A 21,130-nucleotide genomic window follows, 5' to 3' on the forward strand; every position below is an offset into this window, starting at 1 on the left:
TTATGCCGCTCATTACACTCGCGAATAATGGAAGCTGCCGCAACATCGCGCGTTTCTAACGGATGCATAAACGCCTCCCCGTCGGCGTTGATGAGCATCGCGCCCATAGAACGAACTTTTTCCGTCACCAGCGCGCCGAAAATCTGTTCGGGGAAGGCCACGCCCGTCGGATGGTATTGCAGCGTATCCGCATAAAGAAGCGGTGCACCCGCGCGATACGCGAGGATCAGCCCATCCGCCGTCGCGCCGTAATGGTTGGAGGTCGGAAATCCCTGATAGTGCAGCCTGCCCGCGCCGCCCGTCGCAATGATCACCGTCTTTGCACGTGCGATCATGTATTCGCATGTTTCCATATTTTGCAGCACAGCGCCAGCCGCTCTACCATTTTCATCCAAAATCAATTCGACGGCCGCCGTAAAGTCCACGATCGTGACCTGACTGTTCATGACTTCGTCGCGCAGCACGCGCATGATCTCCGCGCCTGAATAGTCGCGCGCAGCATGCATCCGCTTGCGGGACGTACCGCCGCCATGCGTAGTGATCATCGTGCCGTCCGCTTCCTTATCAAACATCACGCCCAGCTCGTTGAGCCATTTGATCGCGCCCGGGCCTTCTGTCACCAATTTTTTCAGCAGTTCCGGCTTGTTGTCATAATGTCCGCCTCCGAGCGCGTCTAAGTAATGGATCGCCGGTGAATCGTTCGGCTTATCCGCCGCCTGGATTCCGCCTTCCGCCATCATCGTGTTCGCGTCACCCATGCGCAGCTTGGTAACGACCATAACATTCGCACCCGCCTTGTACGCCTCGACCGCCGCAGATGCACCCGCACCGCCCCCGCCGATAATGAGAACATCGACATCATATTCCACCCTGTCAAGGTCAAGGTTAACGTCTTTTATCCTGCTGTTTGCCTGCAGCAGCGCCGCAAGCTCGATCGGTACCTTATCGCCTTTATTCGGCCCGATCTGCAGCGCTTCAAAGCTGTCCTCACGGTAATCCGGGTGAAACTGCTTTAATAGCGCATCTTTTTCGTCGGCGGTCATTCTTTTGGGTTCCACGCCGATCCTTGCCTGTCTTGTCTCCTCCACCTTTTTGATGGATGCAAGCATTTCTGGTGTAAACATACTAACCCCGCCTCCTTATTGTTCGATCTCTCTGTGATTATAAAGTTCTTTCAGCTCCTCGATGGGCTTGTTTGCCACATCCTCTAAGAGCTTAATAAAGTCTCCGTGCTCTATTTCGCCTACACGCTCTGTCAAGTGCTTCGATTCAGGCGCTAAATATTTGCCCGTCAACCGGCGCGCGAGAAGCGCTACCTGCGGATGGGAAATCTCTGCCGGACAACGCGCAGAGCATACCCCGCACATCACACAGTCAAAGGATTTCTCGGCACATTTTTCGTATTCGCCGCGCTGTGCGTGTGCGATATATTGCATGACCTTCAATTCCTGCGTACACGCCTTGGTACATGCGTTACAGCCGATACAACTGTATATCTCCGGATAGAGCTGCATCATGATCTGCTCTGTCGGTTTTGTCTGCTCCATATCATAAACCGGCTTCACAATCGGGAAAAACGGCAGCATCGCGACATACATATCGTCCTCTACCGTTGTCTGGCATGCCAGACAAAACTTTAAGGTGTTGTCCCCCTTGATGCGGTAGATCGTCGCACATGCGCCGCAAAAACCGTTGCGGCAGCCGCATCCGCGCACAAGCTGGTACCCCGCATATTCCATTGCCCCCATGATGGTAAGGCCTGACGGGACGCTGTACTTTTTGCCCATCAGAAAGACATTTACCATTTCTTCCATTACCCTGTCTCTCCTCTCAATACTCATCCGGCAGTTCCGAAAGCTCGTCGCAACGGAATACCGGGCCGTCTTTACACACATATTTGGAGCCGATGTTACAGCGTCCGCATTTTCCCACGCCGCACTTCATGCGAAGTTCCATCGTCGTATACACCTGTTTTTTATTGAAGCCGATCTCCTCTAGGGCCTGTAACGTGAATTTGATCATCACCGGAGGGCCGCACACGAGCACCGTTTTATCTGTCGTGAACCCGAGCTCCTTCACATAGCCCGGCACAAAGCCGACATGTCCATCCCATTTGCCCTCCTCGTGGTCGATGGTCAAGTGTACGTCCACATCTTTTGCGTTGCTCCACTCGGTTTTGATCTCGTTAAAGTCCACCAGATCTTCCATAGAACGCGATCCATAGACGATATCTATCTTACCGTAGTTTTCACGGTGATGCAGCACATAGTTGATCACCGAGCGCAGCGGCGCTAAGCCTATTCCACCTGCGATAAACAGCAGGTCTTTGCCCTTCAACTCCGTTTCCACCGGAAAAGCGTTCCCGTACGGCCCGCGGATCGTGATCTGCTGTCCCACGTCCATCTGGTGCAGCCAGTCCGTCAGGCATCCGCATTTTTTGATACTGAATTCCATGAATTCCGTATTTGTGGGCGACGAGGTGATGGAAAACATCGCCTCTCCCACGCCGGGGATGGAAAGCATCGCGCATTGCCCGGGCATGTGTGCAAAGCACACGCCGCCGCTTATGCCTTCCGCACGAAAGGTTTTGACGTCCGGCGTATCCTTCCTGATGTCTGTGATCACGCCGATATCCGGGATGAGCGTATCCTTCCTGTCCATATCTAGATTACTTGCCATCTTCATTCTCTCCCAAAGCTTTTATGACCTTTACAATATTCATCGAAATCGGGCATTGGGAAACACACCGTCCGCAGCCCACGCACGAATATTCCCCGTCGTTGTTCGCCGGAAAATAGACCAGCTTATGCATAAAACGCTGGCGAAAGCGTTCGAGCTGCGTCTTACGCGGGTTGCCATGCGCCATCCGCGTAAAATCCGAATACATGCACGAATCCCAGCAACGGTAGCGCTTAACTCCGTTTCCCGTATCAAAATCACGGATATCGTAGCACTGACAGGTCGGGCACACAAACGTACACGTCCCGCAGCCGATACACGCGCGGTACAGTTCTTCCCATTTTGGAGAATCAAACAGCTTTTGGGTCGCTTCCCCGTCAAAGCCCTTAAGGCTCAAATCCTTCAAAGGCAGCTTGTTCAGTATCTCCTTTGTTGCCGCGACCGTGCCGTCTATTTCACTTTCATCGGCATCCTCAAAAAGCGCTTCTATCTGCGCGGTCAGGGCTTCGCCTTTTTGCGTAAGCGGCTTCCAGTACAGGGTATCATCCGCGATCCATGTGGCTACGTCGCCCGCCGGCTGCGTTGCGTCGATGCCAAACGCGCCGCAAAAACACGTTTCCTCCGGCTCGCTGCACGCAAGGCTTACCACCACGCCGTTTTCACGCCGTGCCTTATAATAGGTGTCCACAGGCTCTGCAAGAAAAACCATATCGAGAATATCAAGGCTTTTAATGTCGCACGCTCTCACGCCGAACACCACGAACGGCGTATCCGGCTCCTTCGGCGGCAACACCTCGATGTTTTTGTCTTTCATTTTAAAGGCGACAAGGTCTTCACTTTGCGGGAAAAACATATCCTTTACAGACTTCACCGTGTTAAGCGCATTCAGCTTCACTTTCGCGTCCTGCGTCCAGCGGTCAAAATTCACCTTGCCCGCCTTGAAAACCGGCAGGTACAATTCCTTTTTCCCATCAATTGCGGAAAAAAGCTCGCCAATACGATTGATAGGCAATTTCTTCATCATTTCCCGCCTCCTTTATGCGCACCCGGCTCAATGTCGTCCTGCTGATACTCCACAAGCGGCCACGGCGATTCGTCGTCGCCGCCCGCCTGATATTCGCCGTAAAATTCGTTGATATCCTTGATGAATTTACGATTCAAAAGGTGCAGCGGGATGCCCTGCGGGCACACGCGGCTGCATTCTCCGCAATCCATGCAGCGTGCCGCCACATGGTATGCGCGTATGATGTGGAACATATTTTCTTCGAACGTATCCACGTTCGCCTTACTGCTGATGCCTGAATCGTCGTTATCGAACACGCATTTCAAGCACGAGCACGCAGGACACGCGTTACGGCAGGCGTTACAACGAATGCACTTGCTAAGCTCTGTCCGCCAAAACGCAAACCGTTCGTCCGCAGTCATGTTCTCTAAGCGCTTTACCATACCAAAGCGGTCGTACGTACGGTCGGGCAAAGGCTGATCGTCTTCTACCACCTCGTCGAACACAACACACTTTTTGCTCTTGCACGCCATACATTTTTCAAGCAACACATCCTGCGTCCTGCATGTTTTATCGCCATAGATGGTCGAAACCTGCAGCTCGCTGTAATCATCTTCTTCGTCTTCCACGCTCTTGATGTGTACATATTCTTTCGCGCCGGTGATCCCTTTGATCCCCTTGGCATGCAGCTTGTCCTTATCCGCCATGCCGTGGCACGGGATACCCAGCACATATATCTTGGAACGGTCGATACGGTGCTCCTTTACCAGTTGGTTGAAGCTATAGGTATCGCAAGGCTTTAAGGGAACCATGATATTGCCTTCCTTCTTGCTCTCCGCAATCAGGTATTTGCTCAGATTCGCGCCGCAAAAACTGTTATATACAAGATCGTCCAAATCGTCGCCATAGAAAACGGCAGGCGTATTGTCATACCCATACTCGCCTTTTTTCCAGCCGACCACACGGTCTACAATGCCTTCTTCCAAGAGCTTTTTCGCCCTGTCTTTTATGATCTTCTCTATTCCTTGCATCTCAAATCCTCCAGCCTCTTGTTCTCTCCGAGCTCGTGGATCGTCTTTGCAAAATCGTTCATCACCTGCGCGAATTTCTGTCCTTCCGCAGCAGACACCCATTCCACATGCGTCCTACCCTTTTCGATACCCAGATAATCCAGCATGCTGAACAGCAGGGCAAGCCTGCGCCGTGCATAATAGTTGCCCGTAGAATAGTGACAGTCGCCCGGATGGCAGCCGTTGATGATCACGCCGTCCGCCCCGCGCTGAAATGCGCGCAGTACAAACATCGGGTTCACACGGCAAGAGCACGGCACGCGGATGATCTTCACGTCCGCCGGATAGGAAAGCCTGCTTGTCCCCGCGAGGTCTGCCCCTGCATAGCTGCACCAGTTACAGCAGAATGCGACGATCAGCGGCTTAAATTCGCTGTTTTTTGCTTCATTCAATTCTTGCATATCGCATCTACCTCCGCCATGATCTGTCTGTTCGTGAATCCTTTCAGATCCATCGCGCCCGAAGGACACGTGACCGTACAAGCACCGCAGCCCTGGCATATCGCCTCATTTACCTGCGCAATACGTCGTGTCTCACGCACACCGTGGTCGTTCACTTCTTTTTCAATATAGTCGATCGCCCCATACGGGCAAACATTCGCACACGCGCTGCAGCCATTACACAGCAGCTCGTCGCTGCCCGCGACACACGGGTTACAGCTCAGCTTGTCTTTTGCAAGCAGGCCGATCACCTTCGCCGCCGCCGCACCCGCCTGCGCTACCGTTTCAGGGATATCCTTCGGCCCCTGGCACACGCCAGAAAGGTACACGCCCGCTGTCGGGCTTTCTACCGGGCGCAGCTTAGGATGGGCCTCCGTAAAGAAATCGTTGGTATCCATGCTTGCCGTAAGCATTGTCGCCAAGTTTCGCGCACTTTCGTCCGGCTCGATCGCCGCCGCAAGCACGACCAAATCCGCGTCGATCAGAACCTGTGTATTGCTGATCAGATCAGATCCCTGCACCATCAGCTTGCCGTTTTCCTCCGCGACCTTGCCCACCATTCCCTTGATATAGTTCACGTCATATTGCTCTACCGCGCGGCGCTGGAACTCATCAAAGCTCTTACCCGGCGTACGTACGTCGATGTTGAATACCGTCACTTCCGTATCCGGATACTTTTCCCGTATGAGCATCGCGTGTTTTGCCGTATACATACAGCATATCTTGGAGCAGTACGGCTTCCCGCAGCTCGATGTATCGCGCGAGCCTACGCATTGGATGAACACGATCTTTTTGGGGTGTTCCCCGTCGGACGGACGCAGCAGCACGCCTTTGGTCGGCCCTGCCGCGTTGGTCAGCCGTTCGAATTCAAGTGACGTGACAACGTCCGCGTTCTGCGAATAGCCATATTCATCAAATTTTTCAAGCGAGATCGGGTTAAAGCCCGTCGCCGCGATGATCGCGCCGTATTCTCTCGTCAATATTTCATCCTGCTGGTCAAAATCGATCGCGTTAGCACTGCACACCTTTTCACATAATCCGCATTTGCCTGTCTTATAGTGGATGCACGCGTCGTGGTCGATCACCGGTACATTGGGGATCGCCTGCGCAAACGGAATGTAGATCGCGCCGCGGTTAGAAAGTCCCATATTAAATTCGCTTTTTGCCTTCTTTGACGGACATTTTTCCGTACAAACGCCGCAGCCCGTACACAGGTCGCTGTTTACATTACGCGCTTTTTTGCGGATGTCCACCTTGAAGTTGCCCACAAAGCCGGAAACCTTTTCCACCTCGCTATACGTATAGATATTGATCTTTTCATGCGAAGCCGCGTCAACCATTTTGGGCGTTAAGATACACGCCGCACAGTCAAGCGTGGGAAACGTCTTATCGAGCTGCGCCATCTTACCGCCGATCGTCGGCGATTTTTCCACGATGTCCACTTCATATCCCGCGTCTGCAATATCGAGCGCCGTCTGGATGCCCGCGATGCCGCCGCCGATAACAAGCGCTCGTTTGACGACCGGGCTTTCGCCCGCAGTCAGCGGTACATTCAAGTTGAGTTTTGCGATCGCCGCTTTCGCTAGAATAAGCGACTTCTCCGTACCCTCAACCTTGTCCTTGTGTATCCACGAACATTGCTCACGGATGTTTGCGATCTCTACCATGTACGGATTGATGCCCGCCGCAACCGCCGCTTTGCGGAACGTCGTTTCGTGCATCCTCGGCGAACACGAACAAACGACGATTCCCGTCAGGTTGTGTTCACGAACAGCCTCTTTGATTTTCAACTGTCCGCCTTCACTGCACATATATTGATAGTCTGCGGTATATACGACGCCCGGTTCTTTTTTAAGCTCTCGCGCCACAGCTTCAACATCTACCGTTGCCGCGATGTTGCTGCCGCACCAACAGACAAATACTCCTATTCTCTGCAAGAAAATCTCATTCCCTTCTTGTTATTTGTTATATTTCCTGAGCGCACTGGTGATTGCCTGCTGCGGCATATCCTCGTCCAGCATTTCCGGTATCCTGCTCACCTTGAGGTGGTTTTCGCCCTGTGAACGAACCTTTAGCAGCCGTACCGCCTCAATAAGCTTTGCCGGCTCCACACTGCGCGGACAACGTTCCACACACGCAAAGCACGACAGACACCGAAATATGGATTCGGACTTCATCAGCTCCTCGATCCGTCCCTTACGCACCATAGAAACGAACTCGTGCGGATGATATTCCATTTCGTCGTATGCCGGACACGTGCCCGAACATTTCCCGCACGTCATACACTTCTTCGGATCGACGCCGCTCATGCGCAATACCTGCTCGCGCATATCTTCGCTGCTCATATTCACTTTGCGTCGCCCCCTTCCTTCACGCCAAGCGCTTCCGCCAGCAGCTCGGTAAAATAGTGTACCGAAACCGTATGACCCGCGCTGTTCTTGTCAAGGTTGTAGCGGCACAACGGGCATGCCGTAACAATTGCTTGCGCCCCCTTTGCCTGCGCCGAAGAAAGGATGCTGTTACACATTTTTTTGGAAGCGTCCCTGTCCTCGATCACGACATAGCCGCCACAGCATTCGTTGCGGTAAGGATAGATAACAGGCTCCGCACCGATCGCCCGTATAAAGTCCTCGATGATGGTCGGGTTCTCCGGATTGTCAAACTGCATCTCGTCATTGGGACGCAGCAGCAAGCAGCCGTAATATGCACCGATCTTTCTGTCCTTCAACGGATTTTTGACCATTTTTTTCAGCTTGGCAAAGCCGATCCTGTCACGAAGCAGCTCAAGGTAATGGATCACGTTGGTCTCTCCTGCGTAATCCTGCTCCAGCTTCAAATAGTTGTTGACCTTCATGCGCATGTCGTCGTCCGTTTGCATGTCATGATTCACACGCTTGATCACATGGTGGCACGCGCTGCACAGCGTAACAAGCTCCTGATCCAGCATTTTTGCACCATCTAACGCACGCACCGCCGAAAGCTTGGTCGCGATCTCGTCCTTTGCCATCGGGTATACCGCGCCGCAGCACTGCCATTCGGGCAGTTCCTCCAGCTCGATCCCCAGCGCCAGCGCCGATTTTCTCGCATATTCATCCAGTTCTTTTGCCTGCGTCTTCAGCGTGCAGCCCGGATAATAACTAAAAACCATATTGTACTCTTTCTCCTCTTTCATCAAACCATCTCTTCCGGATGGAATACCTCGTCAAATTTCTCAGCGGTCAGTAGTTCGAGCGCCACACATGCTTCTTTCAGGGAAATATTTTCCTTATGCGCTTTTTTGACCGTCTTAGCGGCATTATCATAGCCGATATACGGATTTAGCGCTGTCACCAGCATCAATGAATTATGCAGGTTGTGTTTCATCTTCTCCCTGTCCGCTTCAATGCCCGACGCACAGTGGTCGTTGAACGAGCGCAGCCCGTCGCCAAGAAGCCTTACCGACTGCAGGAAGTTATAAATGCAAACCGGCATGAAAACATTCAGCTCAAAATTGCCCTGCGAAGCTGCCATGCCCACCGCAACATCGTTTGCCATCACCTGCACCGCAATCATCGTCATAGATTCACACTGTGTGGGGTTGACCTTACCCGGCATGATCGAGCTGCCCGGCTCGTTTTCCGGAATGAATATCTCGCCCAGTCCGCAGCGCGGGCCGCTTGCCAGCCAGCGTACGTCGTTTGCGATCTTCATCATGTTCGCCGCAAGCGCCTTTAATGCGCCGTGCGCAAACACCAGATCGTCCTTCGAGGTCAGCGCGTGGAACTTGTTCGCCGCTGTTACAAATTCTTTGCCCGTCAGGTTCCCTACCTGCTTTGCGATCTCTTCCGCAAAACCCTTGGGTGCGTTGAGTCCAGTCCCGACCGCTGTTCCGCCGAGCGCCAACTCACGAAGCCCTGGCAAAGCCGCTTCAAGCATTTTCTTTGTCTTTTCCAGCATATTACGCCAGCCGCTGATCTCCTGCGAAAAAGCGATGGGCGTAGCATCCTGCAAATGGGTGCGGCCGCTTTTTACAATGCCTTCGTTTTCTTTCTCCAACCGCTTGAACGTATCGATCATGCGATCCATTTCCGGCATCAGTTTATCTTCGATATTGAGTACCGCGGCAATGTGCATCGCCGTAGGGAACGTATCGTTTGAGCTTTGCGACATATTCACGTCGTCATTGGGGTGCAGCAGCTTTTCTCCGACAATCTCGTTTCCGCGGTTCGCAATCACTTCGTTCGCGTTCATGTTTGACTGCGTACCGCTGCCCGTCTGCCATACCACAAGCGGGAAATGGTCGTTTAGTTTGCCGTCCGTCACTTCGTCGCACGCCTGCTCAATCGCCTTGCACTTCTGCTCGTTTAACTTGCCCAAATTGAAATTCGCGATCGCCGCCGCCTTCTTCAAGATACCGAATGCATGGGTGATCTCCCGCGGCATGACCTCGTCACCGATCTCAAAATTCTGCAGACTTCTCTGTGTCTGCGCTGCCCAGTAACGGTCAGCAGGCACCTGCATTTCGCCCATCGAATCACGTTCAATACGATATTCCATTTGTTTTCCCTCCCACAATAGCCGTTTTATATATTTTATATATTGATCTGTTTGATTACGCCTTTTAATACATCCGCGCTGTGGCGCAGCTTCAAAACTTCTTCGTCTTTAAGCGGCGGAAGCACGTTCCCACAACCGCCGTCCGGCCCCACAAGGAATGGGATAGACAGGCACACATCGTCGATACCGTATTCCCCGTGCATCATAGACGACACGGTGATCGCCGTATTTACACTGCCGAAGATACATTCCACGATCGTACATACCGAGATCGCGATCGCGTAAAACGTCGCGCCCTTGCGTCCGATGATCTTCGATCCTGACGTCCTGATATATTGTTCGATCTCTTCCGTATCGATATCCGGCTGCAGCATATCCTTGCAGTTGAAGCGCTTTTTATAGTCGAGGAAATTGACGCTTCCCACCTGTGCGATCGACCACGGCACAAACGAACTGTCGCCATGCTCCCCCAGTACATACGCATGCACATTCCTCTGGCTTAAGGATAGGTATTCAGCGATCCTTGTGCGCAGGCGCGCCGTATCAAGGATCGTCCCCGAGCCAATGATCTGGCGTTCCGGCAGCCCGGATATTTTGCAGAACGTATATGTCAGAACATCCACCGGATTGCTTACAAAAATATAGATGGCATTCGGCGCGTGCTTGACGATCTCCGGGGTGATCTGTTTGATTACGTCCACATTCGTCTGCGCAAGATCGATGCGCGACTGTCCCGCCGTACGCGGCATGCCGGAGGTGATGATCACAACATCAGAGCCCTTCGCATCCTCATACGTCCCTGCGTATATCTTCATCGGCGAACAAAACGGCGTTCCCTGCCGCACATCCATTGCCTCTCCGAGAGCCTTTTCCGTGTTCACATCGATCATCACGACTTCGGTCGCAAGTCCTGTCACTGCCATCGTATATGTGATCGTCGAACCGACACTGCCTGCGCCAATGATCGTAACCTTCCTGCTCATATTAAAAATCCCCCTCTACATAAAAAGCAGGCATCCCACACCGCCAAAAGGTTGCACTGATACAACGCGGCATGTACGCCTTTATTTTTATTCTTTTGGTTGTTTTCTTACGCACAATTCCAAGCATAATTCATCTTATACAATACCCACTGTTACCACAGATGGAATATTGCCTGTACAGTCCGCCAGCGGGCGGCACGTCCCTGCTCCTTCATTGCCGAATTCTCCTCTTGTTTTCTATTAATTGTCTTTTTTTTCACACATGTAGCGTAATAAAAAACTAGATTGTGTATATTTTAACAAATATTTTTCTGTTTGTAAATAGATATCGGCATAATCATGCAAAGTTGCAATAAATTTTAACGAAATTATTGTTTATTCTTTCACATATGTAAAGTTTGATATGTTTTTCACTTACTTTTCAACTATTTTTTTTGTTTATAAGAAGATATTTTTCAGGAGGTAAATCCCCACGCCTGCAGCGCCGCAAAGGAGCATCACAAGCATAGGATTCATTTTGAATTTACGCAATAGGAACAAAGAGACGGCAAAAATAATTGCTGTCGAAAGATCGATCATAAGTGTTTCCGGCTGCGCCGTCCCTGTAAGCGCGATCAAAAGGATGGTACATGCCGACGAAGCGATCAGCCCTACCGACGATGCGCGCAGCCCGCTCAGCACATCTGTCACCCCATCAATGTCGCTGTATCTGCGAAACAGGTAATAAAGCGTTGACGATAAGAGCACCCCTGCCAGAATACAGCCAAATGTGGCGGCAAGCGCACCCGGAAATCCGGCAATGCGCGTACCCACGAACGTCGCTGTGTTGACGGCGATAGGCCCGGGCGTCATCTGCGATATGGTAAGGATATCCGTCAGCTCCTGAAAGGTGATCCACTGCTGCGCATCCACGATATATTGCTGGATGAGCGGTATCGTTGCATACCCGCCGCCAAAGCTGAAAAGACCCACCTGCAGGAAATTGACAAAAAGGTTAAACAGCAGAGTCATTTTTGCGCCCTCCTCTTAAGCCACCCCGCGATAAAAGCAACCGCAGCGCTGCCCAGTATAACGACGATCACATTCACCTGTAAAAAGAAGACCAGTAAAAAAGAAAGGGGCAGCAGACACGAAAGCACCGGCTGCTTTTCCTTAAATACCGCGCGTCCCATGTCGATCACCACATCCACAACAAGCGCACATACGCCTGCTTCCATGCCTTTGAGCGCAGCAGCAACAAGCAAATTATCGCGGAACGCCGCATAAAATACCGAAACGATCGTCAATATAATGAGCGGCGGGATCACCGCCGCGATACAGCCAATAAAAGCGCCTTTTTTCCCGGCAGTCTGGAAGCCAGTCACCGTCGCCAGATTGACGGCGATCGCCCCCGGCGAGGATTGCGACACCGCCGCCAGATTCATCAGTTCTTCTTCCCCAAACAATTGCTTTTTTTCTACAAAGTATTTGCGTATCATCGGCACGACCACATATCCGCCGCCAAATGTAAACGCACTGATAAACAGGTTGATGCCGAACAGCCACCAAAGTGATACCTTTTTTTTCATGTATACCCCTCCAACTCTATTTTATCAATTGTACATACATAAATAAAATGTTATTATATTATTGTATTCATATCAAAATAGTAATGATTCGAGGAATAGACTATGAATTTGCGACATCTTACCGTGTTTTGCACAGTATGTAAGGAAATGAGTTTTACCAGGGCGGCGCAGCAGCTATACATGACGCAACCTGCCGTTTCGCATGTCATTGCGGAACTGGAGCGCGAAACAGGATGTATACTTTTTGACCGTGTTGGCCGCAGAATATCGCTGACAGGCTCCGGCAGGGCTTTTTACGAAAAAGCGGCGGCGATCGTCGAGCTGCACGATGACCTCGAGCGCAGCAGCGGAAATCTGGAGTTCACTTCCCCTGTCCGCATCGGCTCCAGCATCACGATAGCAAATTTTCTGCTTCCCGGCATCATGCGCGAATTTCAAAAACAATTTCATAATACTCCCGTACGTATCGAGGTCGACACTGCGCGACGCAACACAGAAAAACTGCTTGCTGGTGCGATCGACGCCGCGTTGATCGAAGGGGCGATATCCGATAACCGCCTCACGGCCTGTCCATTCTCCTCGTTTACGATCGTCGCGGTATGCGCGCCGGACTATCCGCTGCCTGTCCCCTTAACCCCGCAGTCCCTCGCCCGCGAAACACTGCTGCTGCGCGAAAAAGGAAGCTCTGTACGAGACGTTTTTGACAGTGCTCTCATGCTGCACGGCCTTGTCTGCGATCCGGCATGGACAAGCGTAGACTCTCAGGCGCTCATCCATGCCGCACAAAACGGATTTGGCATCGCTATCCTGCCCGAACTTCTGGTACAGGACCAACTTGCAGGCAACCAACTGCTGCGTGTGGAGATACAGGATATGTATTTAAAAAATGCCAACTATACAGTGCATCACCGTGAAAAGCATCTTTCGCCGCCCCTACGTGATTTCCTCACCATTGCGGAGCAAAGTACAGCCCCTCTCATCAACACATAAAAAGAGCACCGGTTTCCGGTGCTCTTTCATATTCCAGTATAACGCCTTACGTTTACGCGTCCTTTCTTTCCGCGATCGAACGCTTCACCTGTTCGGTGAACATGGGCAGTATCTTGGTCACATCACCTACTACGCCGAAATCGGCTACCTCAAAGATGGGCGCTGTTTCGTCCTTGTTGATCGCGATGATCACTTCGGAATCTTCCATGCCAGCAAGGTGCTGGATCGCGCCGGAAAGACCGCACGCAATATACAGATCAGGACGCACTGTCTTACCTGTCTGGCCGACCTGCCTGTCCTTTTCCACCCAGCCGGCGTCCACGCACGCACGAGACGAGCTTACCGTCGTACCGCCGCCAAACGCTTCCGCAAGGTCTTCTAAGAGGCTGAAATTCTCGGGGCAGCCCATTCCGCGGCCGCCGGAAACGAGAATCTTCGCATCCTGGATATCCATCTTGTCGCTCACCTTTTTGATGATGTCAAGAATCTCCACATTTACGCTCTCTTTTGGAACGTTCACCGGATAATTTTCCACCTTGGCGTGCGATTCAATAGGAGAAATGCGCTGCATCACGCCCGGCCTCACTGTCGCCATCTGCGGACGGAAATCCGGACAAATGATGGTCGCCATGATATTGCCGCCGAACGCAGGACGCGTCATGCGCAAATTCTTTGTTTCCGGATCGATCTCAAGACCGGTACAGTCTGCCGTGAGGCCGGTGTGTACGCGTGCCGATACCCGCGGCGCTAAGTCTCTGCCGATCGCCGTCGCGCCATAAAGCACGATTTCCGGCTTCTTTGCCTGAATGATCTCAGTAAGTACGCACGTATACGGTTCCGTCATATAGACTTTAAGCGCCGGATCGTCCGCGAGGATAACATTGTCCGCGCCGTAACGCCCAAGCTTCTCTGCCATCGCGCCGATATCCGACCCAAGCACGACTGCCGTTACTTCCGTATTAAGGTCTGCTGCCAGCTCTTTACCCTTGCTCACAAGCTCCAAAGAAACGCTTGTCAGCTTATTATCTTCCTGCTGTGCAAATACGAATACGCCCTTATATTCCTGTATATTCATCATATCACCACTTTCCGTCAAATAATGAATTTGCTGCGGAGTTTTTCCATCAGAAATTCAACCGATTCCGCTGCGCCCGTATTCACGACCGTACCCGCTGCCTTGAGCGGCTTTGTAAACGATTTGAATACGTGCGTGGGCGAACCCTTTAGCCCGATATTGCTTCTGTCAACATCAAGATCTTCCAGCGTCCATATCTGCACTTCCTGCTCGCGGTACGCGTCGAACACGCCCTTAGGCGTCATATACCGCGGCTCGTTGAGCTCTGCAAGCGCAGTCAGCAAACACGGCATTTTTGCTTTCAACAAGTGATATCTGTCTTCATATTGGCGTTTTACAATAATGCTGTCGCCTTCGACTTTGATCTCTTCCGCGTAGCTGATGTTGACAAGCTTCAAGTGCTCCGCGATCTGCGGGCCGACCTGCGCCGTGTCCCCGTCGATCGCCTGGCGGCCCGTGATGATCAGGTCGAACGGAAGCTTTTTGATGGCTGACGCAAGCGTTGAGCTCGTCGCCCATGTATCAGCACCGCCAAATGCCCTGTCCGTAACCAAAATCGCCTCGTCCGCGCCCATCGCAAGCGCTTCGCGAAGGGCAAGATCCGCCTGCGGCGGCCCCATAGAGATCACACTTACCTTAGCACCCATAGAATCCTTTAACCGCAAAGCGGCCTCGAGACCCGCCTTGTCGTCGGGATTGATGATGGACGGCACACCCTCGCGGATGAGCGTCCCTGTATTCGGATCCAGCTTTACTTCATTCGTATCCGGAACCTGTTTGATGCAAACAACGATATTCATTGTATTTCCCCCTTCCGTCTACTTGAGCGCAGCGCCCGCAATCACCATGCGCTGCACTTCGCTGGTACCCTCGTAGATCTCTGTGATCTTCGCGTCGCGCATCATGCGCTCCACCGGGTAATCCCTTGTATATCCGTATCCGCCCAAAAGCTGTACACATTTGGTCGTTACTTCCATTGCAGTTTCCGCCGCAACTAACTTCGCCATTGCCGCTTCCACCGAGAAACGCTCCTGCGTATCCTTTGCGATCGCCGCGCGATAAACGAGCAGCTGCGCCGCATCGATCTTTGCTTTTAAGTCGGCGATCACAAACTGCGTATTCTGGAACTTGGAAAGCGAACGTCCAAACTGTTTTCTTTCCTTTACATATGCGACCGCTTCATTGAACGCGCCTTCCGCGATGCCCAGCGCCTGCGCCGCAATACCGATTCTGCCACCGTCAAGCGTGCTCATCGCGACCTTGAAGCCCTGTCCTTCTTTTCCCAGAAGGTTTTCCTTGGGTACGATGCAGTTTTCCATGATCAGCTCTGCTGTCGCGCTGCCGCGTATGCCCATCTTACGCTCTTTTTTTCCGACTGAGAAGCCCGGAAAATCCTTTTCCACGATAAACGCGGAAATGCCGTGGTTGCCCTTGGATTTATCCGTCATAGCCATGATGATATAAATATCAGCATATCCGGCATTGGTAATAAAAATCTTACTGCCGTTCAGTACATAGTGGTCGCCGTCAAGCACTGCCTTTGTCTGTTGTCCTGATGCGTCCGTGCCCGCACCCGCCTCTGTAAGGCCGAATGCGCCGAGCTTCTCACCCTTCGCCAGCGGAACCAGATATTTCTGCTTTTGTTCCTCTGTACCAAACTGCTTGACCGGGTTAGACCCAAGCGATGTGTGTGCCGAAACAACAACGCCCGTTGTTGCACACACCTTAGAAAGCTCCTCAACACACATGGCATATGCCAGCGTGTCGCAGCCCTGTCCGCCATATTCTTTGGGGAAAGGTATCCCAAGAAAGCCGTACTTTTTCAATTTCTCAACCGTCTCGACAGGAAAACGTTCTTCCTCGTCCAGTTCCTCCGCGAGCGGTTTCACTTCATTTTCTGCAAAATCGCGGAAAAGCGTTTGCAGCATCTGATGTTCCTTGCTTAATGTGAAATCCATATCTCTCTCCTAAACATAGTGTTTTTTACAATATCTACACCCGGTGGTATACCGAGTCGATTCCCATTTTCATACGGTATTTTGCGACTGTGCGCCGCGCAATACCGATCCCCTGCGTAACAAGCCGCTTTGTAAGCTCTGTGTCCGAAAGCGACACATCGTTCGTAAGCATTTCACGGATCAGGCGGCAAATATGATCGCTGCTCACCGTTTGTTCTTTGGCACGAAAGCTCCTGACAAAGAAATGCTTTAAGGGATAGACCCCTGCATCGCTGATCAGGTATTTCCCTGCCGCTGCCCGACTCACGGTGGACACGTTCATGTCAAGTTCTTCTGCCACATCGCACAGGCGCATCGGCCTCAAGGGTTCATCTCGAAGAAAAAACGCCTCCTGCGCAGATACGACTGCCTCTGCGACCTTGCGCACCGTGGTTTTCCACAGCTCGAGCGAGCCGATCATACGGTTCGCTTCCCTGTACCGTTCTTTTAAATATGCCTTAGTCTCCTCGTCCGCATGTTCAAGCCCCTTGTATTCTGCATTGAGTGACAAACGCGGGAGCCTTTCTTCTTTTAAGGCGACTCGTAATTTTTCATCCTTTTTGACGACTGTGATCTCCGGCTGGACATACTGTACCGCTTCTCCGTCGCCCATACTGTTTATGGAAGGGTTCAACGCCCGTACCATATCGCAGTATTTTGCGCATTCCCCTTCGGATATCTTGAGGGCACGCGCGATTTCCTTTATCTTGCCCTGCGCCAAGTTGCGCATGTGTCCGCGGATGATCTCGTAAGGATACCCTACCTTCACCTTCCTGCGCATCAGCTGCAACGTCAGGCATTCCTGCACGTTACGCGCGCCGACGCCCGCCGGTTCCAAAGCCTGTACGGTTTTTAGCGCCACTTCCGCTTCCTTGCGGCTCACCTGCAAAAAATTTGCCAGCTCACCTAAATTCTCGCTGAAATATCCTTTATGGTCGAGGCTCTCGACCACCGTAAGCGCGATATGTTTCTGCTGCGGTTCCAGCCGCAATGCCCCCAGCTGTTTTTTCAGATCGTCTTTTAAGGTATCCCTGCCGGCAACGTCGCGTCCCGCCGCATCCGGTGCCTGTACGCTGCTTACCTTGCCGCCGCGCGTCACGCGGAATACTTCCCCTTGCAACGGCCGGTGCATTTCCAAAAGTTCCAGCACAGGATTGTCCGTCGCAGCCTGTTTCAGATACTCGTTAAGCTCCAGCGCGTTCATTTTCAGCAAAAACAACGCCTGCTGCAGCTGTTGCCCCAACACCTGGGTCTGTACCTGTTTTTGCTCGATGCCTATCTGAACCATATCATCCTGCGCTTAGATAAACTTGCGATGGAGCCAAGGGTCGGCTCCATCGAGAGTTACTGTTTTGATTACGCCCAAATTTCTTCGTCTGTCGGCACTTTCTTATCTTTGTTATAAAGGCCGATCTGCGAAACATTGATCAGGTGCGTATAATTCAAGTTCTCCGAGATGCTGTTGTTGCCCCACGATCCACATCCAAGCGTCGTCGTCGGAGAGAAGCCGTTTGTGAGTGCTCCGCCCGCCGTTGTAGAGGAAGGCTGGTTTACTACGATACGGCTTACGGGCATATGCTCGCCCACCATCTCAATATGCTTTTTATCGTTCGAATGGATCGCGCAGGTGTGTCCCTTGCCTTCATAGTCAAGGTTCTCATAAGCGATATCCATCGCGTCTTCAAACGTGTCATACGGGATCGCGATCATGAACGGGCACATCTTCTCTTTGCACAGCAGATCAGCACGCCCAACACCGCGCGCCTTTAATACGACCACCTTCGTTCCTTCCGGAACGCTGACACCCGCAAGACCCGCGATCTTCTGTACGCTCTGTCCTACCACATCCTTTGAGATCACACCGCCCGGGAAGATCGTCTGTGCGAATTTCTCGACGTCCGCCGGATCTTCAATATAATAAGCGCCGTTCTTTTCAAACGCCTTGATCACTGTGTCAAACTCGTCCTTGGGAGCAATGATGCTCTGTTCGCCCGAGCAGATGATGCCGTTGTCAAATTTACGGCCTGCAATGATCATTTGTGCCGCTTCGTCATAATCGATGCCGCGGTCAATGATGACCTGTACATTGCCGGGGCCAACGCCTAACGCCGGTTTGCCGCTGGAATAAGCGGATTTTACCATACCTGCGCCGCCTGTTGCCACAACAACGTCAGCAGTCTTCATGACCTCCTGCGTCATATCGAGCGACGGATTTTCGATCGTCTGTACGAGGTCTTCCGGCAATCCCAATTTTTTGAGCTCTGCACGGAACAAATCCACAACGTATTTATTGAGGTTGCTCGTACGCGGATGCGGCGCAATTACGATCGCATTTTTGCCCTTTAAAGCAAACATCGCGTTGCACATCGGCGTAACAACGGGATTCGTGACCGGTGTTACCGCGCCCACAACGCCCTTCGGCTTTGCAACCTTGATGATGCCCGTTTCTTTATTTTCGTCGATGATGCCATAGGATTTTTTGCCCTTCAGGCTGTTCCAGATGCACTTGGATTTTCCTTTGCACTTCCCGACTTTGTCTTCATAAACGCCCATTCCGGACTCGTCCACCGCCATTTTCGCAAGCTCCTCCGCACGGTCATAAACGACCTTACCGATCGCTTTTACCGCAGCGTCTACCTGCTCCTGGCTGGCGTTCTTTTCATATTCAGCCTGCGCGATACGCGCTTTTTCAAAGATTTCTGCCACATTAGCCATTTTTATTCCATCCTCCTAAAATATATTAAAAAGTGTTACTTTTTTCACAAGTTTATCCTGTCTTATTATAGTAGTTTTTCGAAAAATTGCAACATTATGTAACTAAAAAAATTTGTTACCCCCTCTTTATGATTCATTAGTTAGTTAAGAACTTTTGTACGGTAACGGGCGTGCAAAGTCTCTTTTTTCAGTGTATACTATATAATTGTGAATGTTATAGATGCCTATCGGCGTCAATGGAGGATGAATATGAACGAAAGAATCAAGTGTGAAAAATATCTTAGCAAGGTGATGAGCGCGGACGAAGCCGCAAAACTCATCTATCCGAATGCAACGATCGGCATGAGCGGTTTTACACCCGCCGGACACGCAAAGGCTGTTCCGCTTGCCATTGCCAAACGTGCAGAGGAAACAGGTGAAAAGCTGAATCTTACCGTTATGACGGGCGCTTCCGTAGGTGACGAGATCGACGGCGCACTTGTGCGGGCAGGCGCGATGGCTCGCCGTACCCCCTACCAGACCAATTCCACAGTGCGCAACGCGATCAACGCGGGCGATATCGATTATTTCGATGTTCATCTGAGCCAGATGGCGGTATGGGCGAAAAACGGCTTTTTCGGCGATATCGACTTTGCGATCGTTGAGATCGTCGGCATCGATGAAGAAGGTCATTTGATCCCTTCCACATCCATCGGTATGGCGAATACATATATTGATTGTGCCAAGCACGTCATTTTAGAGATCAACACGTCGCAGCCCGAGTCCTTAAAGGGTATTCACGACGTATATACGGTAGAGCGCGTGCCCAACAGCCAGCCCATCCCGATCGTACACGCGGAAGACCGCATCGGTACGGAATACTATCCTTGTGATTTTGACAGGATCGCGGCGATCGTCTTCACAGATATCCCCGACCACGGACGCGCAGTCCCTCCTGTGGACGATATCTCCCAGAAGATCGCGGACAACATCATCGAGATCATCACCAAAGAAACAGAGGCCGGACGGCTTCCCGTTCCGCTTCCCCCGCTGCAATCGGGCGTGGGCGGCGTAGCAAATGCAGTTCTAGCCGGGCTCAAGGGCTCAGATTTCACCGATTTGAATGTTTATTCCGAGGTGCTGCAGGACGCGGTGTTCGACTTGATCGACGCAGGCAAGATCGCCTTTGCCTCAGGTACGTCGCTCACTGTTTCACCGGATTTTGAAGAGCATTACAACGCAAACTTTGAAAACTACCGCAGCAAGATCATGCTGCGCCCACAGGAGATCAGCAACCACCCGGAGGTCATCCGCCGTCTTGGTATCATTGCCATGAACACGGCGATCGAAGCGGATATTTACGGCAACACGAACTCCTCGCATATCAATGGTACGCGCATCATGAACGGCATCGGCGGCAGCGGCGACTTTGCCCAGAACGCCGGACTTTCTATCTTCATGACGCCGGCAACAGCGAAAAACGGTACGCTCTCGTGCATCGTGCCCTTTGTAACGCACATCGACCATACCGAGCACGATATCCACTTCCTGGTGACGGAGTATGGCTATGCCGACCTGCGGTGCTTAACACCCAGACAGCGTGCGCACGCCATCATCGATAATTGTGCGCATCCGGATTTTCGTCCTATGCTGCGCGAATATGTAGAGCACAGCTGCCGTGAATGCGCCGCCCAGCAGACGCCGCATATCCTAAAGGACGTATTCAAGGACAAGTAAGCTTTTACGGCAAACAAAAACCGGCGTGTGATACGCCGGTTTTTTTGTACTGCCTATGCGAACAATCCGGGATTGTACTGGTAGAGCGAGCATGGCCGCCCGCCCGTGCTGTAATTCAACCTTTGCACCAGTTCGTTGTTTTTATGTAGATATTGCAGATATCTTTGTACCGTGATGCGGGACAACTTGACCGTATCCACGATATCCTCGCACGAAAAACGCGCGCACGGGCTTGCATTGAACACCGAACGTATCATATTGAGCGTCCTGCGCTGCAATCCTTTGGGCAGCTCCAGTCCGTCACAGCTGCCGTGCAGGTAATTATCCACCGTGCCCTGACAAAGCATTTCGCGTTCGT

At 51.9% G+C, this 21,130-nt stretch carries 20 protein-coding genes and 1 pseudogene; 2 read left to right on the forward strand and 19 right to left on the reverse strand.

The genetic code is table 11. From position 1 onward, the window contains the following. From VB081_RS01270 to VB081_RS01330, 13 genes are all read right to left on the reverse strand, one after another. The coding region (locus tag VB081_RS01270) for an FAD-dependent oxidoreductase (protein WP_323399056.1) at nucleotides 1–1,124 on the reverse strand (1,124 nt) is incomplete at its 3' end. A gap of 15 nt (nucleotides 1,125–1,139) precedes the next feature. Beyond that, entirely contained in the window at nucleotides 1,140–1,814 is a 675-nt protein-coding gene (locus VB081_RS01275; protein WP_323399057.1) for a 4Fe-4S dicluster domain-containing protein, read from the reverse strand. A gap of 16 nt (nucleotides 1,815–1,830) precedes the next feature. After that, nucleotides 1,831–2,679: an FAD/NAD(P)-binding protein gene (locus tag VB081_RS01280; protein ID WP_323399058.1), complete on the reverse strand. Its 849-nt coding sequence runs from the start codon at nucleotides 2,677–2,679 to the stop codon at nucleotides 1,831–1,833. Beyond that, complete coding sequence (locus tag VB081_RS01285; RefSeq protein WP_442872692.1) at nucleotides 2,669–3,700, reverse strand: 4Fe-4S dicluster domain-containing protein; 1,032 nt, start codon at nucleotides 3,698–3,700, stop codon at nucleotides 2,669–2,671. Before VB081_RS01285 ends, VB081_RS01280 begins: the two co-directional genes overlap by 11 nt. Further along, complete coding sequence (locus tag VB081_RS01290; protein ID WP_323399072.1) at nucleotides 3,700–4,704, reverse strand: 4Fe-4S dicluster domain-containing protein; 1,005 nt, start codon at nucleotides 4,702–4,704, stop codon at nucleotides 3,700–3,702. The genes VB081_RS01285 and VB081_RS01290 overlap by 1 nt, the downstream gene beginning before the upstream one ends. Continuing rightward, the gene (locus VB081_RS01295; RefSeq protein ID WP_323399060.1) at nucleotides 4,701–5,153 is read right to left on the reverse strand and encodes a hydrogenase iron-sulfur subunit; all 453 of its coding nucleotides are present in this window, start codon (nucleotides 5,151–5,153) and stop codon (nucleotides 4,701–4,703) included. The genes VB081_RS01290 and VB081_RS01295 overlap by 4 nt, the downstream gene beginning before the upstream one ends. After that, nucleotides 5,141–7,129 (reverse strand): CoB--CoM heterodisulfide reductase iron-sulfur subunit A family protein, encoded by a 1,989-nt coding sequence (locus VB081_RS01300; protein ID WP_323399061.1) that lies wholly within the window; start codon nucleotides 7,127–7,129, stop codon nucleotides 5,141–5,143. The genes VB081_RS01295 and VB081_RS01300 overlap by 13 nt, the downstream gene beginning before the upstream one ends. Before the next feature lie 21 nt (nucleotides 7,130–7,150). Further along, nucleotides 7,151–7,537 carry a 4Fe-4S dicluster domain-containing protein gene (locus tag VB081_RS01305; protein WP_323399073.1) on the reverse strand — a complete coding sequence of 129 codons (387 nt, stop codon included), beginning with the start codon at nucleotides 7,535–7,537 and terminating at the stop codon, nucleotides 7,151–7,153. Nucleotides 7,538–7,539: 2 nt separating this feature from the next. Continuing rightward, nucleotides 7,540–8,340 carry a CoB--CoM heterodisulfide reductase iron-sulfur subunit B family protein gene (locus tag VB081_RS01310; RefSeq protein ID WP_323399074.1) on the reverse strand — a complete coding sequence of 267 codons (801 nt, stop codon included), beginning with the start codon at nucleotides 8,338–8,340 and terminating at the stop codon, nucleotides 7,540–7,542. A 23-nt stretch (nucleotides 8,341–8,363) separates the two neighbouring features. Beyond that, nucleotides 8,364–9,728 carry a class II fumarate hydratase gene (fumC, locus tag VB081_RS01315; protein WP_323399062.1) on the reverse strand — a complete coding sequence of 455 codons (1,365 nt, stop codon included), beginning with the start codon at nucleotides 9,726–9,728 and terminating at the stop codon, nucleotides 8,364–8,366. Between the two features lie 35 nt (nucleotides 9,729–9,763). Continuing rightward, nucleotides 9,764–10,711, reverse strand: coding sequence for an L-lactate dehydrogenase (locus tag VB081_RS01320; protein ID WP_323399063.1), 948 nt, complete (start codon nucleotides 10,709–10,711; stop codon nucleotides 9,764–9,766). A gap of 438 nt (nucleotides 10,712–11,149) precedes the next feature. Further along, entirely contained in the window at nucleotides 11,150–11,722 is a 573-nt protein-coding gene (locus VB081_RS01325; RefSeq protein ID WP_323399064.1) for a chromate transporter, read from the reverse strand. After that, entirely contained in the window at nucleotides 11,719–12,279 is a 561-nt protein-coding gene (locus VB081_RS01330) for a chromate transporter (protein ID WP_323399065.1), read from the reverse strand. Before VB081_RS01330 ends, VB081_RS01325 begins: the two co-directional genes overlap by 4 nt. 102 nt (nucleotides 12,280–12,381) lie before the next feature. Between VB081_RS01330 and VB081_RS01335 the strand changes: the two genes are divergently transcribed. Continuing rightward, nucleotides 12,382–13,269: a LysR family transcriptional regulator gene (locus VB081_RS01335; protein ID WP_323399066.1), complete on the forward strand. Its 888-nt coding sequence runs from the start codon at nucleotides 12,382–12,384 to the stop codon at nucleotides 13,267–13,269. Between the two features lie 52 nt (nucleotides 13,270–13,321). On the opposite strand, the gene VB081_RS01340 is transcribed toward VB081_RS01335, so the two are convergent. From VB081_RS01340 to VB081_RS01360, 5 genes are all read right to left on the reverse strand, one after another. Next, nucleotides 13,322–14,344 (reverse strand): electron transfer flavoprotein subunit alpha/FixB family protein, encoded by a 1,023-nt coding sequence (locus tag VB081_RS01340; protein ID WP_323399075.1) that lies wholly within the window; start codon nucleotides 14,342–14,344, stop codon nucleotides 13,322–13,324. 17 nt (nucleotides 14,345–14,361) lie between these two features. After that, entirely contained in the window at nucleotides 14,362–15,144 is a 783-nt protein-coding gene (locus VB081_RS01345; protein WP_323399067.1) for an electron transfer flavoprotein subunit beta/FixA family protein, read from the reverse strand. 18 nt (nucleotides 15,145–15,162) lie between these two features. Further along, a complete protein-coding gene (locus tag VB081_RS01350) occupies nucleotides 15,163–16,302 on the reverse strand; it encodes an acyl-CoA dehydrogenase (protein WP_323399068.1) in 1,140 nt (379 codons plus the stop codon). Between the two features lie 34 nt (nucleotides 16,303–16,336). Further along, complete coding sequence (gene rpoN / locus VB081_RS01355) at nucleotides 16,337–17,629, reverse strand: RNA polymerase factor sigma-54 (protein WP_323399069.1); 1,293 nt, start codon at nucleotides 17,627–17,629, stop codon at nucleotides 16,337–16,339. 68 nt (nucleotides 17,630–17,697) lie between these two features. Further along, nucleotides 17,698–19,056 (reverse strand): aldehyde dehydrogenase family protein, encoded by a 1,359-nt coding sequence (locus tag VB081_RS01360; RefSeq protein ID WP_323399070.1) that lies wholly within the window; start codon nucleotides 19,054–19,056, stop codon nucleotides 17,698–17,700. A gap of 249 nt (nucleotides 19,057–19,305) precedes the next feature. Between VB081_RS01360 and VB081_RS01365 the strand changes: the two genes are divergently transcribed. Then, a complete protein-coding gene (locus VB081_RS01365) occupies nucleotides 19,306–20,772 on the forward strand; it encodes a succinate CoA transferase (RefSeq protein ID WP_323399071.1) in 1,467 nt (488 codons plus the stop codon). A gap of 53 nt (nucleotides 20,773–20,825) precedes the next feature. Here the strand turns inward: VB081_RS01365 and VB081_RS01370 are convergent. Further along, nucleotides 20,826–21,130: pseudogene (locus tag VB081_RS01370) on the reverse strand (hypothetical protein); the annotation flags it as partial.

The organism is Christensenella sp. (assembly GCF_034927525.1).
In the GTDB taxonomy this organism is placed as follows: Bacteria; Bacillota; Clostridia; order Christensenellales; family Christensenellaceae; genus Christensenella.

Excerpts from the sequence above, each read along its gene's own strand:
- VB081_RS01365 (WP_323399071.1), top strand. The coding sequence starts at position 19,306 with ATGAACGAAAGAATCAAGTGTGAAAAATATCTTAGCAAGGTGATGAGC.
- VB081_RS01280 (WP_323399058.1), bottom strand. The coding sequence starts at position 2,679 with ATGGCAAGTAATCTAGATATGGACAGGAAGGATACGCTCATCCCGGAT.
- VB081_RS01350 (WP_323399068.1), bottom strand. The coding sequence starts at position 16,302 with ATGGATTTCACATTAAGCAAGGAACATCAGATGCTGCAAACGCTTTTC.
- VB081_RS01360 (WP_323399070.1), bottom strand. The coding sequence starts at position 19,056 with ATGGCTAATGTGGCAGAAATCTTTGAAAAAGCGCGTATCGCGCAGGCT.
- VB081_RS01275 (WP_323399057.1), bottom strand. The coding sequence starts at position 1,814 with ATGGAAGAAATGGTAAATGTCTTTCTGATGGGCAAAAAGTACAGCGTC.
- VB081_RS01340 (WP_323399075.1), bottom strand. The coding sequence starts at position 14,344 with ATGAATATACAGGAATATAAGGGCGTATTCGTATTTGCACAGCAGGAA.
- VB081_RS01310 (WP_323399074.1), bottom strand. The coding sequence starts at position 8,340 with ATGGTTTTTAGTTATTATCCGGGCTGCACGCTGAAGACGCAGGCAAAA.
- VB081_RS01305 (WP_323399073.1), bottom strand. The coding sequence starts at position 7,537 with ATGAGCAGCGAAGATATGCGCGAGCAGGTATTGCGCATGAGCGGCGTC.
- VB081_RS01285 (WP_442872692.1), bottom strand. The coding sequence starts at position 3,700 with ATGAAGAAATTGCCTATCAATCGTATTGGCGAGCTTTTTTCCGCAATT.
- VB081_RS01345 (WP_323399067.1), bottom strand. The coding sequence starts at position 15,144 with ATGAATATCGTTGTTTGCATCAAACAGGTTCCGGATACGAATGAAGTA.
- VB081_RS01295 (WP_323399060.1), bottom strand. The coding sequence starts at position 5,153 with ATGCAAGAATTGAATGAAGCAAAAAACAGCGAATTTAAGCCGCTGATC.
- VB081_RS01320 (WP_323399063.1), bottom strand. The coding sequence starts at position 10,711 with ATGAGCAGGAAGGTTACGATCATTGGCGCAGGCAGTGTCGGTTCGACG.
- fumC (WP_323399062.1), bottom strand. The coding sequence starts at position 9,728 with ATGGAATATCGTATTGAACGTGATTCGATGGGCGAAATGCAGGTGCCT.
- VB081_RS01330 (WP_323399065.1), bottom strand. The coding sequence starts at position 12,279 with ATGAAAAAAAAGGTATCACTTTGGTGGCTGTTCGGCATCAACCTGTTT.
- VB081_RS01325 (WP_323399064.1), bottom strand. The coding sequence starts at position 11,722 with ATGACTCTGCTGTTTAACCTTTTTGTCAATTTCCTGCAGGTGGGTCTT.
- VB081_RS01335 (WP_323399066.1), top strand. The coding sequence starts at position 12,382 with ATGAATTTGCGACATCTTACCGTGTTTTGCACAGTATGTAAGGAAATG.
- rpoN (WP_323399069.1), bottom strand. The coding sequence starts at position 17,629 with ATGGTTCAGATAGGCATCGAGCAAAAACAGGTACAGACCCAGGTGTTG.